Source organism: Fervidicoccus sp. SLHALR4 (assembly GCF_058692745.1).
Genome location: NZ_CP182483.1, coordinates 992,043 through 1,007,403, shown reverse-complemented (window position 1 = coordinate 1,007,403; position 15,361 = coordinate 992,043). Strand labels below are relative to the sequence as shown.

The 15,361-nt window shown below is 44.5% G+C and carries 12 protein-coding genes; 6 read left to right on the top strand and 6 right to left on the bottom strand.

Annotated features, from left to right (window positions below; all coding sequences use genetic code 11):
- Nucleotides 1–387 precede the first annotated feature (387 nt).
- Genes thpR through ACLGLO_RS05425 form a run of 3 tightly spaced genes read left to right on the top strand, consistent with a single transcriptional unit; the run spans nucleotide 388 to nucleotide 3,135 of the window.
- Nucleotides 388–951, top strand: a complete 564-nt coding sequence (thpR, locus tag ACLGLO_RS05435; protein WP_492127903.1) for an RNA 2',3'-cyclic phosphodiesterase — start codon at nucleotides 388–390, stop codon at nucleotides 949–951.
- A gap of 7 nt (nucleotides 952–958) precedes the next feature.
- Entirely contained in the window at nucleotides 959–2,401 is a 1,443-nt protein-coding gene (cca, locus tag ACLGLO_RS05430; RefSeq protein ID WP_492127902.1) for a CCA tRNA nucleotidyltransferase, read from the top strand.
- Between the two features lie 38 nt (nucleotides 2,402–2,439).
- The gene (locus tag ACLGLO_RS05425; protein WP_492127901.1) at nucleotides 2,440–3,135 is read left to right on the top strand and encodes a hypothetical protein; all 696 of its coding nucleotides are present in this window, start codon (nucleotides 2,440–2,442) and stop codon (nucleotides 3,133–3,135) included.
- Between the two features lie 3 nt (nucleotides 3,136–3,138).
- On the opposite strand, the gene ACLGLO_RS05420 is transcribed toward ACLGLO_RS05425, so the two are convergent.
- Nucleotides 3,139–3,339, bottom strand: coding sequence for a hypothetical protein (locus tag ACLGLO_RS05420; RefSeq protein WP_492127900.1), 201 nt, complete (start codon nucleotides 3,337–3,339; stop codon nucleotides 3,139–3,141).
- Nucleotides 3,340–3,771: 432 nt separating this feature from the next.
- On the opposite strand from ACLGLO_RS05420, the gene ACLGLO_RS05415 reads away from it, so the two are divergent.
- Nucleotides 3,772–4,908, top strand: coding sequence for a hypothetical protein (locus ACLGLO_RS05415; RefSeq protein WP_492127899.1), 1,137 nt, complete (start codon nucleotides 3,772–3,774; stop codon nucleotides 4,906–4,908).
- A 126-nt stretch (nucleotides 4,909–5,034) separates the two neighbouring features.
- On the opposite strand, the gene ACLGLO_RS05410 is transcribed toward ACLGLO_RS05415, so the two are convergent.
- The 3 genes from ACLGLO_RS05410 to rgy all read right to left on the bottom strand — a co-directional run bounded on the left by ACLGLO_RS05410 (nucleotide 5,035) and on the right by rgy (nucleotide 10,448).
- Entirely contained in the window at nucleotides 5,035–5,481 is a 447-nt protein-coding gene (locus ACLGLO_RS05410; protein ID WP_492127898.1) for a hypothetical protein, read from the bottom strand.
- Nucleotides 5,482–5,808: 327 nt separating this feature from the next.
- Nucleotides 5,809–6,711, bottom strand: a complete 903-nt coding sequence (locus tag ACLGLO_RS05405) for a carbon-nitrogen hydrolase family protein (RefSeq protein WP_492127897.1) — start codon at nucleotides 6,709–6,711, stop codon at nucleotides 5,809–5,811.
- Nucleotides 6,708–10,448: a reverse gyrase gene (gene rgy, locus ACLGLO_RS05400; RefSeq protein WP_492127896.1), complete on the bottom strand. Its 3,741-nt coding sequence runs from the start codon at nucleotides 10,446–10,448 to the stop codon at nucleotides 6,708–6,710. Before rgy ends, ACLGLO_RS05405 begins: the two co-directional genes overlap by 4 nt.
- Before the next feature lie 451 nt (nucleotides 10,449–10,899).
- Here rgy and ACLGLO_RS05395 point away from each other — a divergent pair, with 451 nt between their 5' ends.
- On the top strand, nucleotides 10,900–12,672 hold the full coding sequence (locus ACLGLO_RS05395) for an HD domain-containing protein (RefSeq protein WP_492127895.1): 1,773 nt from the start codon (nucleotides 10,900–10,902) through the stop codon (nucleotides 12,670–12,672).
- Nucleotides 12,575–13,867: a tRNA (N(6)-L-threonylcarbamoyladenosine(37)-C(2))-methylthiotransferase gene (locus ACLGLO_RS05390; RefSeq protein WP_492127894.1), complete on the top strand. Its 1,293-nt coding sequence runs from the start codon at nucleotides 12,575–12,577 to the stop codon at nucleotides 13,865–13,867. The genes ACLGLO_RS05395 and ACLGLO_RS05390 overlap by 98 nt, the downstream gene beginning before the upstream one ends.
- Nucleotides 13,868–14,249: 382 nt before the next feature.
- Here ACLGLO_RS05390 and ACLGLO_RS05385 read toward each other — a convergent pair whose 3' ends face one another.
- Together ACLGLO_RS05385 and ACLGLO_RS05380 are read right to left on the bottom strand one after the other, a co-directional pair.
- Nucleotides 14,250–14,738, bottom strand: coding sequence for an Rpp14/Pop5 family protein (locus ACLGLO_RS05385; RefSeq protein ID WP_492127893.1), 489 nt, complete (start codon nucleotides 14,736–14,738; stop codon nucleotides 14,250–14,252).
- A complete protein-coding gene (locus tag ACLGLO_RS05380) occupies nucleotides 14,735–15,358 on the bottom strand; it encodes a hypothetical protein (protein WP_492127892.1) in 624 nt (207 codons plus the stop codon). Before ACLGLO_RS05380 ends, ACLGLO_RS05385 begins: the two co-directional genes overlap by 4 nt.
- Nucleotides 15,359–15,361 lie beyond the last annotated feature (3 nt).

The following is a 15,361-nucleotide window of genomic DNA, read 5'->3' as shown; positions in this document are numbered from 1 at the left end:
TTAAAATCTCAGTGCTTAAAATTCTGAGATTAAAGGAATATTAAATTATTCTCAGCTCAAGACGATTTAGCCCTGATTTGTTCTAGGTCTTTGGGTGATGGTTCTCCCACTTCCATTGTAGCGTAGGGGTTCGAGATAGTATCAACTTTCATTCAGCTCCTGGCCTCGCCCCCGCCATTAGAGCTCAAAAAATGAAGCTCATTACCTCAATTGATGGTTCCGAAGGCATCAGGGCTTCACCAGGAGGGCAAAGTGCAGATCGCATGCCAAATCTTGCTTCATCCCCTCGAAAAAACTTCAGCTTAACAAAAACAGTTTATGCTCTGCACAAAGTTATTTCTCAGTTTTGAGATCAATGCACCAAGAAAATTGCATGAGGAGAGCCGTTTGAAAAGGATATTCGTTGCTATTGAAGTGAAATCCAATCAAACGATTCAAAAGATGATGGAAATCGAGAGATCCTTGGAGTCTCTCGATGTTCCCATTAAGACTGTTGAGCCTGAAAACTTACACATAACTTTAGCATTCATCGGGGAAGTTGAGGACGATGTGGTTGAAGCTGTAAAAGAAGCTTTGAAGTCTGTCGAGGGAAGCATCATAAATGCGGAGTTCCGAGGAATCGGTGCCTTTCCAAACGCAAACAACCCCCGAGTAGTCTGGGCAGGTGTGAGAGAGGGATCGGATGAGATCGTTCAGCTGCAGAGGAAGGTCGATTCGGCCCTGAGGAGCTACGGTATCCAATATGAAAAAGAGAGGAACTTCGTTCCACATATCACTCTGGGGAGAGTTAAGGGGAAGAGAAATCTGGATCGATTGAGAGTGTTCATCGAAAAAAATGCGGATGTGTTTTTGGGAACCGAGAGATTTGATGAACTCAAACTCAAAGAAAGCACTTTGACTCCAAAAGGGCCAATATATAAAGATCTTTTCATCCAAAAATTGCGTGGATGAAAGCCGCATGACAGTGGAAGAGCCTGAGTCCCGAGTGCTCAAATGGATAAAGCCAAGAGAAGAAGATAGAAATAGAGCACAGGAAGTCTTTTCGGAAATAAAGGAAAGGTTGAAGCGAACTATTGATAAATTGTGCTCTGATTTCGAAATTCTGCTAGAAGGGAGCATGGCAAAAGATACGTGGCTGAGAAACTCTCCGGAAATGGACGTATTCATTGTATTCAGTGAAGAACTCTCTAAAGATGAGTTGAAAAAGGTAGTTGAAGTGATAGCGAAAGAGAACATCGATCTCTCGCCGAGAATATCATATGCTGAGCACCCTTATGTCACGCTCGAAAAAGGCCCCTACAGCATAGATGTGGTTCCTGCTATTAAGATGAGAGGAGATTCCAGACCTAGAACTGCTGTCGACAGAACCCCGCTTCATACGAAATTTGTAGTCGAGCACACAGATGAAGCGCTCAGAGATGAAATAAGGATAGCGAAGGCATTCTTGAAAGGTATAGGGGTATATGGAGCTGAGATCGGGGTTGGCGGATTTTCTGGATATTTGGCAGAGCTCTTGGTAATCAGAATGGGTGGGTTCAGAGAGCTCCTCAGAGCAAGTGAAAAGTGGAGAGCTCCTCTAATGCTTGGCTTCACAGACGATGATGAAGTCTTCAAGGAACTTAAAAAGAGGTACCCTAACTCTGCCATGCTGTTTCCTGACCCGGTCGATCCCGGAAGAAACGTTGCTGCTGCACTGACCAAGAAAAAGATGGCCGAATTCGTGCTCGCTTCAATGATGTATCTCAGCTCTCCGAGCCTGTACTATTTCAGTGAGAGAAACGAGGAGATTGCTTTAGCAGCATTCGACGACCTCCCCTTCGATTTGTACTCTGAGCATGCAGTTGTCATTGACATAACTCTGAAGGAGCAGCTTCACCCCGATGTCCTTTGGGGGGGGCTGAAAAAAGCCGCTTCTTCCATCAAGAAAACACTTGAAAGGAATGATTTTTCGGTGGTGAGCTGCGAAAGCTGGACAAATGAAAGGGACAGAGCTGCAGTAGCCTGCATGACCGAAGAAAAAATCTTGGAGCCCATATACCTCATGAGAGGCCCACCCTTCTTTTTGAGGGAAAACGCTGAGAAGTTCATCAACAAATACATAGGCGCCCTTGCCTCAGGCCCATGGATAGATGAAGATGGGAGGCTCAATTCCATCAATGTGAGGAGAAGGAGATCTCCTATTCAAATAGTGGAGGAAAGCTTGTCCCTTCTCCTCCCAAGGGACCTGCTCAAGGGAAGCATCAAGGTGTACAGAGCAACTAGAGACAGGTTGCTGAGCAGTGATGATATTGGAAAGTGGATGAGAATTTTCTGCATGAACAAGCCTAAGTGGGTGTTGCCAGCTTATCTGAAGAACATCAAAGGAGAGCCGAGCGAAGAAGAGCTGTTCAGCAAAGAGTAGAGCTTTTTGAACGCAGAAAGACCTCGGAGCGCTTGAAGATGGAAAGGGAAATCTGCTATCCATTGAAAAACGAAAACTGTGAGGAGATTTTGTGGGACTGCTCAGCCTTGTTGTACTCTTCGAGAAGGCTGAAATACCTCGGCAAGGGAACGGATTCGATCGTTTTTGAGATTGATGGCTTGGCCTTGAAGGTCTCTAGGACCGATAGAATGCGAATCGCTCACAGAGAGGCGGACATACTTCGATATATCTATTGGAACTCCCGCGAAAAAATTGCCCCAAAAGTGCTCTCCAACACGAAATACTGCATATTCATGGAAAAAATTGATGGGGAGGAAATTGAAGAAGCTGCGGAAATCTTGCCCCCGAATCAACTCAGAATCAGAATTGAAAATCTGCTGATGGCCGCTTTCATGCTGGATTCTCTGGGAGTGAAGCATGGAGAGCTCGCCAGGGCTGGAAAGCATGTGCTTTTCATAAAAGAGAGACCGATTTTTATTGACTTCGGGAGCGCGAGCATAACCAATAGAGCTCACAACCTGCCGCAGCTCTTATCTCAGCTTGTTTTTTCAAGAAACAAAGTGGCAGAAGCAATCAAGAAGAAGCTTGGATTGCGGAGAGAAGATGAATCGAAGCTGCTGGAGCTGGCAAGGATTTACAAAAAAGAAGAGAGCACGATATCTGGAAAGATGAGCATTGTGAGAGAAATGATAAAGTTGATTGTCAATTCATAGATATTATTCGACCTCCTCGGCATTGTTGCTTCCTAACTTCAAACCGTCAATTATGCTCATTGGAACGTAGTACGAACTCCCCACTCTCACTGGAAGCATTGATTTCTTCTTCGCAACTGCTACTGTGGTAATTATTATGTCATCCTGTGACGGCCTGCTCAGTTTTGACTTGCATTTCGGGCAGATGTATCCATGCTTGCTCATAACTTCACTTACTGATGGAATTCCTATGTAGTCTTGACCTACCTTTTGGAGATAATGAAGAACATAACCGCAATTTTTGCATCTATATACGATTGGCAAAATATCACCAGTTTATTTACAGTATGCGATTTTAATAATAGAAATTGCGATTTTGGTATTACCATTTCTGTGGTTTTATTACCATGATTTTTTTCTTTCGCTATAATGTTAGCCTTTTCAAAAAAATGAGCCCTTTAAGGTAATACCAAAAGAATTACCTTGAGGAGATGAGCCATTCTATTTTAATATCTAAACCATTCGAAAAGTAGTTTCCTAGTAGAGCGAGCAGTAGACATTATTAAAACAGCTTGTTTGGGATTTTTCAGTTCGCACTTTCAACCTTATTCTGCATTTAAAAGCTCATTTTTTGGAAAATTAGGGTGCGGATTAAAAATGGAAGCTAATAAACTGCTTGGCCTGAGAGGTCTAGTTCTGATAATGAAGCAGCAACCAATTGCAAGAAAATATATTGAAAAAAAGCTTGTTGAGCATGGTATATGCGCTATCATAGACATGAAGGGAGATGTGATTGAATTAGGCAGAGGATGTAAGGGCTACGACATCATCTGGTTGGAAGAAATGAAGCCTCTCAGAGGAACTGGGTGGAGCATTCTGATCAGCCATTCCGAGCTTTTTGGGAACAGTAACAAAGGATCTCTGCTGCATTTCCCTCACTTCAGCTCCTCCTGGGCCGTTGTGAAAAACGGAGAGGAAGTATACTACCTTCCAGATAGATTCCCGCAGATAGCACCTCGGGAGAAGTGGCAGGAGAGAGCTCTCATTCGTGGCTCAAAGCGAGCTCCCCCCCAGTTTTCCGAGTCAGTTAAAATAAAAGGGGTTGAGAGCTGCTATGAAAATTGGAAGGACGTCGCTGTATACTGGTTCTGTGAAGATGACTCTTTCATCCTCAGAAGACTGGACACGAATGAAGTTTATGTCAGCGGGAGCTTCACTTTCGAAGTGGAAAAGAGGGTCAGAAATCCGAGAGTATATTGGCTTCAGCCATATGCCGTTGTTAGAGATGCTCTGAATGAAAAAGCAAGCAGCAATTTTATAGCAGTAGAAATGCCTTATCGTTCTTTCAGCGCTGTATCTGCAAAGGGAATAGAGGTTTATGACGATTCCGATAAAATAGAGGTGAGTGTGAGAGGCCCTGCATACTTGAGCTATTCAAGAACTCCTAACTTCGCTCTCCTGCATAGGCTCAGGACTCTCCTCGAACTTCCAAAGAATGTCAGTGAAGATATCCCAACCATTGAGATAGACCCTCCTGCTGCAATTGTCAGAAAATTCGAGTTGAAATCTCGTGGCCTTTCATTGGATGCATTATTAGAGCTCTCATATCCTCTGGACATACCTTCAGCCCTGCGCATACGAATAGCACCTCCTTTTTACATAGCGAACTACGCAATAAATGACAATCTAACTGCGGAAGTGAGAGCAAACGATATTGAAATACCGCTATTGGGCATCGATTTTTTGACAGTTAAGCTCGAGATCAGAAGAAAAGGGGGAGCACTCAGATTCTGAAACTTCGACGTCTACTAATTTCTCAATGTATCTGGGTTTGCATATTCCCCCGCATCTGTTCGGAGATGTTTATATAAGCTTTAATCCCCACCGTAAAAAAAGAAGAGCTTTCAGTTGTAATGATAATTAAGTGAACCGTTCTACGCTGTAGTAGGAGACATCGCCATGCTTATCTACGATTGCTAAAATCATCTCTTTTTCCAGCCGCCTCGACACGTCGAGCCATTCTGCTATCTGCTTGACTTGGAACTTAATTGTCTCCTCTATAACATATACAAGGGCATATGCTCTATTATCCGATAGAAGCTCGAGTGTACTGGGAAAAGGACCCTCTCTCACTTTTCTCCCTCTTTCAGTGAGGTCGTAGTAGACTGAGAATAATATCCACAGATTTGGGTTCTGCTTCATTTTCCTGACGATCACGTCGAGCCAGCTTATCTCCTTCCCCTTTTCATCGAAAATTTTCAGTGATCCTTTCTTAGATTTGTAGAGAGCTTCGAGAAGCTCTAGCTTGGCTTCGGAGTCTGAACATACAACCTCATCTTTGACCAGCTTTGCCGAAGTGCACTTCAAATTGCTCTCCTCCCATTCCACAATGAGAACTTCGCCTTTTATGAATTTGAGTTCAATACTCGCTTCTCTTCAATTTTGCTGATGCAATTTGTGCATTTTTACCATGCTGACCTCCTTCCCACTCCAAAGGGAAGCCTTGCCATTCAGAGGTTCACAGGTTCCCTGCATCTGTTCGGGTTGACATCTGCCATCTGCATTGCAGCCAAGAAGGAAGGTCAAAGATTCCCTCCATTTGGGGATCGGTATTCTTTCCGCAGGCCCAGGGCCAACCCACATCCTGATTGCGACGGTAAGAATGTTGAATAGCTTCGTTGTTTTCAGTTGGTTTCACATCCTTTTCTCTTTAGCCTCTCTTTCTTCGATATCTCCCTTTTCCAGCTTCTTCTTTAGGTCTTTGTAAACAATCGAGAATATATTGAAGGAAAATTCCTGCTCGTGAGGATACATCTTCTGAGAGTAATTTTGCAGCTCAAGCACAACGACCTTCTCCTCTTCCCCCTTTTTCTCTTCTCCCTTCTCGCTCTCAAGCGATATTTCTTCGACCAGCCCCTCATACGGATCATAAATGAAGGTAGGGAGCTCTGCTATTGTTTGTTCCTGACTCTTCACCAGCCCACCTACGGAAATGAGTGGAAGGTTGTTCTCGATGCTCCTAGATTCCAGCAGCTTTTTCAGCTTTTTATCGAAAACCGGCTCGATGCGGGGGTAGCTTATGAGGACTGTTGAACCAAGAATGCTCAATCCTCTGGAAATTTCGGGAAAATACAGATCATTTTCTATCAGAATGCCGTATTTCTCCTTCAGATCGAAATACTCAAGGCTTCTCCCTTCAGAGAAGCCGAGATTCTTGTCTAGAGGATTCAAAACTATTTTCCTGTACTTCTTCACAATCGAGCCTGCCGATGATACTGCAAAGGATGTGAGGAATATCTTCGGGCCAGCTCTCTCTATTATTGGTCCTGCGACTATGAAAATTCCGTTTGAAACCGAAAGGGATGAAAGGAATGTTGATGTGGGGCCGGAAGGGATCCTCTCGGCATGGTTTTTGACTATCGTTTTAACCTGAGCCGGGCTGAAAAATGAGAAAACTGGACCAACATTCAGCATTGAAGGCAAAATTATGACTTTTGCCCCCCTCTGCTTCGCTTCCTGTACAACTTTCTTAGTTCTTTCAAAATTCAGCTTCTTCGACATCAGCTTGAGACTCATGTGCGCTATTGCTATTCTCATTTTCCTTTTTCCTCCAATGTCTCTATTGACTCTATTTCTCTGTAGAGCTCCGCTATAACTTCAGCATAATCAATTTTTCCTTCGCTTATATTGTCCATTTTGACCTCCAAAGCCCTGGTTCTCTCTTCGCTTACCATATTTCTAAACTTATGGTTCAAATAGTTAAAAATGTTTATACCCAGCTCTGTAGGAATGAGCCTGCCGTGCTTCCTGCTCTCTACCACATACCTTCTTGCATGCAACTTTGATATTATGGTTGCATAAGTGCTTGGCCTTCCAATCCCTCTCTCCCTCATCAGAGCGACGACGTCTCCCTGCGTGTACAGAGAGATCAGTCTCTTCCTGTAAAGCTTAGCTTCTGTGACTTCGAACTCTCCCGGTATCAGCTGAGGAGATAAATTGAGGAAAGAATAGAATTCCAGAAATCCGTATTCATACACGACGTTAGTCAGTAATTCCTGCTCGCGCTTGAGATTGCCAAACTTCACCACGACGTGCTGACGAAGAACTTCAGCCGGCTTCATCTGAGAAGCTATGAACCTCCTGAATATCAAATCATACAAATTGAAGTGCCTTGAGCTCAACGGCCTTACAAGCTCGATTTCTCCCTCCTCAAGTAGAGTTTTCAGCTCATCTCTGCTTAGCGGCTTAGTTGGTCTTATTGCCTCATGAGCCCCCCCTTCTCCCCAGCTCCTCGGAGTAAAGAGCCTGCTCCAGCCTTCCCCTTTGATCCTCTGCAGGTATTCCTTAGCGATTTCGATTCCAGCACTGGAGACTCTCGTGCTGTCTGTTCTGTGATACGTTATGAGACCGAGCTCGAACAGATCCTGGGCAAGCTTCATGACCTCCTGGGGGGAAAAACCATATGCTCTGTTTGCTTCTGCGATCAGTGAATCAGTTGTAAAGGGAGGAGGAGGATGAATCTTCGCTCTCTCTTCTTCGCTAATCTCAATTGAAACCGTTTTCTCCCTCTTAGGATCGAAGCTGATTTCTTCTTTAAAAACGAACTCGAACTTTCTCTTCAGCTTTCCTACTACAGCCTCAACCTCTACCACATACCCCAAGCTGTCCCGGTAATCTTTGTATCTATCGATTATCCAGCCGAGAACTGGAGTCTGAACCCTTCCAGCAGAGAGGTTTTTGTTCTCGTTGCATGGGTGAATACCTTTCTTCTGGCAGTATTCCTTCCAGAATTCTGTCTGAAGCTTTCTGGACAGAGAGAAGCCTATCCATCTATCTTCTATCCTGCGGACAATCTGTGCGCTTACTAGCTTCTCATCCAGAAGCCTTTCATTTTCTAGAGCTTCCAGAATAGCTCTTCTCGTTACTTCGTGAAACTCGATTCTTTTTATCTCGTTGCTAAGAGGACGCAATAGAGATGCGATGTCCCACCCTATCTTTTCTCCTTCAGCGTCCGGATCCGTAGCTATCAGCACTTTGTCGAACTCCGAAACGAGATCTCTGAGTGCTTTTATCGTCTCATTTTTGTCCGCTATGTTCTTGCTTCCGCACCTGGGGCAGTATTCAAAATTTCCAACGAACTGATAGCCGCAATCCCTGCATTTCTTTATTGTCGAGTAAACTGGCAGGAAGACCTTCTTCTCCTCATCATATACCACTCCGTAGAGCTGCCTCTTCAAACCAGAATACTTAAGCGCATCATCCTCTGCGCTAGGTACGAGGTCCACCACATGCCCTTCTGTAGCAGTTACAGTGAGCATCAGGTTTCCTATGGAAACTTCGTAAGCCCTCCCCCCGTTTGGCAAAATTCTTATGCTTGGCTTTCCGAAGAAGTTCGAGATGGTTCTCGCTTTGTTTGGAGACTCCACTATCATTATTGCGGTCTTAACAAGCTCTTTAAGACGCTCAGCCCCTCTTCCAGCAATTGCATCGGAGAGCTTCCTGCGATCTTCGTCTACCTCTCTCATTATCTTTTCCAGTTCCCTTTCATCGAGAGGCCTGAAAGCGAATTTATCGATATAAAAGGAAAGGATCCTCTCCAATGACTTTATCAGAGGAAGATCTTTCGGAGTAACCAAGGTTACGGCGAGGCCCTTCGTCAACCCGCCGGCGTAGAGCCTGCTGGTCCTGCCCGTAGCTTGAATGTAAGTTTTTGCGTCGGGGATTATGATGAACTTCCCCTTCGCGCTGTCTTCGAGGAAAAACTCTCCGCTTTTTCTCAGCACCTCCAGCACCTTTTCATTTTCTAACGCTTTTCTCAACAACTCTTTAGCTTCGCTCAATCTTTCCTGAACGGTTTCCAAACTACCGGTCAGTGGCGAATTGCCCGCGAGCATCTGAAGTGCGGCAGGAGAGAGCCTCCTGAGGCTTTTTCTCAACGGGATGAGTAATGCCCTCGCCTTTTCGGAAATTCTCGGTATTTTGCTCTCTGCTACAACAGTGAGCAGCTTCAATACGTTGAGCGGGTGAGCGTCTTTTAAATCAAGCGAAAATTTGAACCTAGGTGGCCCTAAGAAGATAGCATAGCGAATTACCGTAGGGAGATCGAGCCCCCTCACCATAACTCCATAGTAGACCGCTACCCCTACCAGGACGTCAATTTCTCCGTTTCTGAATGATTCCAGTGCCTCGTGAGATTTCGAGTGAAATGCCTCAGCTCTGATTCCCTTACTTTTGAGCTCATCTGCTAGCTTTACAGTGTACTCGACTCCGAGGTCTGCGGGAACATATACTAATCCCCCCTTTCCAAGCTTCGAAATTAGTTCGACGAGCCTTTCTTCGATTTCATCTTCTGAAATTTCCTCGTAGAGATCTACAACATTGCGGAAAAGTTCAGTCCTCCCTCCTATTTGGAAGCCCAGTAGCTCTCTGAAGAGCAGAGAGCGTGTTCCCCTAGCTCTCCCCGTCGCACTGCTCACTACTAATACACAGTTGGTTCTTTTCCTTGCTAACTCTATTTCTCTCGACAGCTTTTCTATTTCACGTTCTTCTTCTTTTGAAATGCTGCCTCCAGAGAAGGCAATGCGACGCTTCAACTTTATGAGTTCAGCGGCTTTTTCCAGGATATCCTGGTCGAAGCCTGCTACTTTCAGAGTAGCATCAATGCTTGCGCGGCTTTTCAATACCGAGTCGACATCATCTACAAACAGAAAGTCAAAACCTATTTTTGAAAGCTCTTCGCTTTTGTTCAACATGAATTTGGAAGTTGAAAGCAAAACTTTGAATTCTCCTTTCTCGATTTTCTCCAGAGCCTGTTTCTTCTCTGAAGCCTTCATCCCGGAGTGTATGCAGATTAGCTGCTGTTCTTCCGCAGAGCGGATCTTATCATTGAAATCTCTGAGCTTTTCGCACATTTGGATAACAAGAGGTGTGGTCGGGAAGACAAGATAGCTTTTCTTCCCCTTTTTTGCTAGAAAAAGGGCCATAACAAGTCCAAAAACAGTTTTCCCAACTCCTGTAGGGGCTATCACAGAAAAGCTTTTTTTCTGAAAAACTCTCTTAGCCCACGTTATTTGAGAGCTCCAGGGAGGCCAGCCCACTGCCTCCCTAAAAGCTTCCGAAAATTTTTCGGTTAGTGTTTCAACTTCATATCTTTCCTTCAGCCCTTTCAGGCTACCGTTTTTGTGCAAGAGCTGCAGGAGCTCCTTTGGATTGACCTCTTTGTCTACGTGGGGCAAGCATCTCTCGCACGTAAGCCCCTTGTTTAGCCTGTAATCGGAAATTGACCCGTCGCAGTTAGGGCACTGGTTAATGTAGATGCCATATTTTTTGCTCATTAAACATCTACTCCCAAATCGGATTTCAAAAGCATCATTTCTTCTTCACTCACAAGCTTCCAACTCTATTTATTTATCTTTTATTCTTCCCATCCAGGAAAAGCTTCTGGATTGACGTGAGCCTCTCTCAATCTTTAGCAGTTTTCAGGCAAACAGGTTCTTAGCCCATGTGAGCGATTTCGTTGCTTTTGATACACTCTCTTCATTGAGCCCTTCTCATGTGAGCAAAGGATAAATAAGTGGAAAACAACGAGTTTAATAGACCGCTAGATGATGTTGAATCCGGGAACTGAGAAGCGATGATGTCAAAGAATTCGGTCGCTTCTGATGCGGTTAACTGCAAATTCGCTAATTACTTCTATCGTACTATTACTTTGCTCCCTTCTTCCGTTCAGATAATGCTTTAATAATACGTTTCATGAGATATAGAGCGAAAGAGCTGGTGTCAGTTTTGCCGGAGAATGGAGAGCAAGATAGAGCGAGAACGATTTTCAAGGATCCGGTTCACAACATAATTCCAGTGAATGATTTCGAATATGTCTTGCTTCAACATCCAATTTTGAACAGGTTGCATGGAATAAAGCAACTTGGCTTCACTTTTTATGTTTACCCTCAAGCTAAGCATTCGAGATTTGAACATTCGATAGGAGTGATGCATATAGCTGGAAAAATGGCCGATGCTATTTGGGCAAATTCTCCCGAGAAATTTTCTTCTCTGATCAGAAGAGGCAGGTCTTTCCGCGATTTCAAGCAGGTTGCTAGGCTCGCTGGACTCCTTCATGACGTTGGGCATCTTCCATACAGCCATGTAACTGAGATGCTATTGATTGAGTCCATATCCGCAGGAAAAGCTTCAGGTGAACTAGAAAGGGTTTTTGGTGAAGCAAAAGAAAGGAAGCTGAAGCTGCATGAATACTATTCATGTTTGTTTACTAAGAAGCTTGCCAGCAGCTTCAAAAAAGATAGGAGCTCCAAAAAACTGGCAAAATATCTTACCTCAGCCTCCCATGTGCTATGCAATGAGGACAAGGGAGATCCTTTCCTTTCACCTCTTGGAGTTAACGTTGTGAGAAAGCTTATATCTGGGAGCATCTTGGATGCTGATAGAGTAGACTATCTAGCAAGAGACGCTTACAACACAGGTTCCACCTACGGGATCATAGATATCGAAAGAATTATAAGCGGGCTTGGACTAGCTTCGTTCGAAAATGAGCTTGTTCTATCAATACCATCCAAGCTGTTGAGCTCAATTGAGGAGCTGTACTATGCTAGGTACATGATGTACAAGTGGGTCTACTTTCACCACAAAGCAATCTCGCTTGACCTCACATACAGAGAGGCCCTCTCCGAGATTTCCAATAACTGGGACAAATTGAGGAGAAGGCTCTCGAGGCTGTTCCCGAGCATGCCTACGAACTTCTGGGATCTTTTCCTGCCTTCATGCATATGGAACTCATCTGTAAAATTCGGGTACAAAATCGATGACAGCTTCATCGATCTGATCCTGAAAATAGCAGCGTCGAGCGAAATTTCTCCTTTATCTTCTATCTCCAGAGGGCTGATAAACAGAAAGGTTCTCTTCTACTCCGTTATAAAAAGGGAAGAAGACATTGCAACTTTAGTTAGCTCAGCCACAGGAAAGGCAGAGGAAGAATCTAAGAGCTTTTTGGAATCGCTGAGCTCGGCCTTTCTGATGCTTTCAAAGAACGGAAAAGATTACTGCGCGAGGATTTCCGAAAGGCTCAATATAGAGGTGGAGAGGTGCTGTCAGTCTACTGCTCTTCCCAATGAAATTCTCTCCTGTTTGGCGAAAGAATATATCGAATCAAAAGCCAGGAGGTCTGGCCTCGCGATCCTCTCGCTGACTGCATATGTTTCCTTCCCAATATCCGGCGAAGGCATCGATTCATCCAATCTCATTTTGCTGTCCAACGGACAGGTTTACCCAGCGGTAAAGTCTTCTGCGATGTTACGGGAAATAATAAAGATGAGCTCAAAACCTCTTTTCTATATATATGCAAGTGAAAAACCTGGAGAAAGAGCGAGAGAAGCTATCAAAGCTTCAGTAGCTTCGTTTCTGAAAGAGCTGAAAATGGCGGTCAGCGAGATCGGAGGAGGTGGAAGTAGTGAGGGTTTACTTGGAGACGCTGGGGTGCGCTCTGAACAGAGCAGATACGAACGCAATGAAAGCGATCCTCTCGGAGAGGGGGCACCAGATAGTTGATGATTACCGTGATGCAAACGCCATCATAGTAAATACTTGTGCAGTGAGGGGCGATTCAGAGCAGAAGAGCTTAAAGCTAATATCTAAGCTCAGAACGGAAAATCCTAAGGCAAAGCTCATCGTTGCTGGATGCCTTGCCGAGGCAAACCCCTACTCCATTCTGAAAGAATTCCCGGAAGCAACTCTGATTTCTCCTTATAGAATACTTGAAGTCGCCGATGCTCTTGACGATGGAGACAAGCTCAGGCTTGGTTTCAGCGACAGAAAGAGGGGCTTCATTCCAAAGATGATAGATGGAGCTATAGGAATCGTCCCAATAAACGACGGATGTCTCGGAGACTGCAGCTTCTGCATCACGAAAAGGGCTAGGAGAGCCCTTCTCAGCAGATCCCCCTACGCTGTAATTTCTGCTGTAGGCGAAATGGTCTCCTCCGGTGCGAGAGAGATCCAGCTTGCCAGCCAGGATGCTGGAGCATATGGAGTCGATATTTCAGGCAGAAAGCTCCTCCCAAGGCTGCTGGCTGATCTGAACGAAAAAGTGAACGGGAGGTATCTCATCAGGGTCGCTATGATGAATCCAGATACCATACTTGACATTCTCGATGAGCTTGTGGAATCCTTCAAATTAGAGCACATATATAAGTTCGCCCATATACCTCTCCAAAGCGGTAATGATGAAGTTCTCAGATTGATGAACAGGATGTACACGGTTGATGACTATCTATATATAGTTCAGAAGCTGAAGAATGAAATACCAAATATTTCTGTAGCTACAGATATCATGGTTGGGCATCCGGGAGAAGATGATGATGCTTTCAATGAAACTCTGAAATTAGTTAAGTCAGGGATTTTCGACAGGATACATATAGCTCAGTACACTCCGAGACCCTTCACAGCTTCTGCTAGAATGGATCAAGTCTCTGATGGGGTCAAAAAAGAGAGGAGCAAAATGCTGATCGAAGCGCATTCGTCCGTTAGCCTTGAAAAAATGAGGAGGTACGTAGGAGAGAAGATGAGGGGCTTCATTTTGGAATCTAACAGCAGGAGGAAAAGCGTCACTTTGAGAACAGAAAACTACATCAGCGTTGTAGCGGAAAATGATGGAAACTACAAAATCGGAGATGAAGTAATAGTCAGGATAAAAGCAGCAACTTTCTTTGACCTGAGGGGGGAGATAATTGAGAAAATTGGCTGAAGTCTTTTTCCTCCTTTTAATTTTGAATTGAAGTGCTTTTTGAAAAAAGATAATTAGCAATTGATAAGATAAATGAAAAGCCAGCTTCCACATCCTGCACTACACCACAACCGTGACTGACCTTTTCCCCGCCCTAAAGTGCGAAGGTTCTCGGAGCCATTAGAGCAGGGAGGTTTAGGACTACACTCTTTTCATTCAGCCCTGGGCTGGGTTTCCAGCCCATTACCCCTATCTCCTCTGGGGGACTTGGGGTTATGGATTTTCTCAAAATGTTGAAAGCACCAACAATGTAATTGAAGCTAGCGGTCCGGTATTGGAAGCTGACCTCCTTCCCTGAGAATCAAAGCTCTTCAACCACAAAAAAGCTTGCTCAGAGGAGCTCTCATATATTTGCCCCGAGCTTCCGAGCTATCTCCCTCGCCTTCTTCAAGGTTCCTGCGGTCTTCAAGGGAGCCAAAATGAATCTTTTTTCGGAACCTTCTTTTCCAGCAATGTGAAGAGATGCGATGACCTGCTCAATGCCTTCACGATTTGTCCTTATTATTCCTATCCCAGACTCTTCATCGTAGAAAATTAGTGAAGCATGAGAAAGCATGAGGAAGGGCTCTCCGTAGAGAGCAGCAATTGCCTTCCTTATGTGGTAATTAATCTTTTCCTTGCTAATGGCTTCTCTTGAAATTGTCTTTGTTATTATGTAGCGCTTCTTAGGTTTTTTCAAGCTAATGATTTTTGAAGATTCTCTTTTTGTATGGTGGGAAACACTATAGATTTCCTTCTCCATCTCCTTTATCCTGAGCAGGAGAAACAAGGATATGACCAGACTAGTCGCTCCAACAGCTAGTCCAAGCAAAGACAGCAATGCGGCGTTCATTTTCCCGCGTCTTCCTCCAACTTTAGACCTAGCATCTTTAAAAAGTTTCTCCCATCGATTATGGTCAGTGCTCTATCTCTTGAAGCTCCAGCTTGGATTAGAATGCTGAACACGACTCGTGGGTGAGCTAATTCCTCTAGCCTTGATGCGCCGCTGAACAGAATCAGAGGAAGGTCGTATTTCTCAGCATATCTTATCAAAAAAGAAAGCCACCACATCATCTTGTAATCTTCGATTAGAGATGACAGCGAGAACCCAATGAAGCTCCTGCCTACCCTCAACAGATCTGCCTGATTTCGATCCAGGAGATGGCTCAGCTTATAGGGAATCTCTACTATTTGAGCTCTGCTGTCTCGGCTGAAAACTCTCAAAGAACCGGGATCCCTTGGCCTGGAAATAACAAGAACCCCTTTTCCGAGTCTCCTCAGTGAGGCTCTGGCCTCGTCCTCGCTTCCAGCAGTAATTTTTTTCACAGGAAATGTCTTCACGCCATCGATGCTGCTGCCGCTGAATTTTTCGTCTATACCGACTACTCTGTAGCCGAACTTCTTTTCAACATCGAGCATATAGCGCAGCTCTTCCACCGAAGTGGGATTAATGTAGGGATCTACAAGCAGCAAAAC

Coding starts and splice junctions, on each gene's coding strand:
- cca (WP_492127902.1), top strand. CDS start 959: ATGACAGTGGAAGAGCCTGAGTCCCGAGTGCTCAAATGGATAAAGCCA.
- ACLGLO_RS05425 (WP_492127901.1), top strand. CDS start 2,440: ATGGAAAGGGAAATCTGCTATCCATTGAAAAACGAAAACTGTGAGGAG.
- ACLGLO_RS05420 (WP_492127900.1), bottom strand. CDS start 3,339: ATGAGCAAGCATGGATACATCTGCCCGAAATGCAAGTCAAAACTGAGC.
- ACLGLO_RS05415 (WP_492127899.1), top strand. CDS start 3,772: ATGGAAGCTAATAAACTGCTTGGCCTGAGAGGTCTAGTTCTGATAATG.
- ACLGLO_RS05405 (WP_492127897.1), bottom strand. CDS start 6,711: ATGAGAATAGCAATAGCGCACATGAGTCTCAAGCTGATGTCGAAGAAG.
- rgy (WP_492127896.1), bottom strand. CDS start 10,448: ATGAGCAAAAAATATGGCATCTACATTAACCAGTGCCCTAACTGCGAC.
- ACLGLO_RS05385 (WP_492127893.1), bottom strand. CDS start 14,738: ATGAACGCCGCATTGCTGTCTTTGCTTGGACTAGCTGTTGGAGCGACT.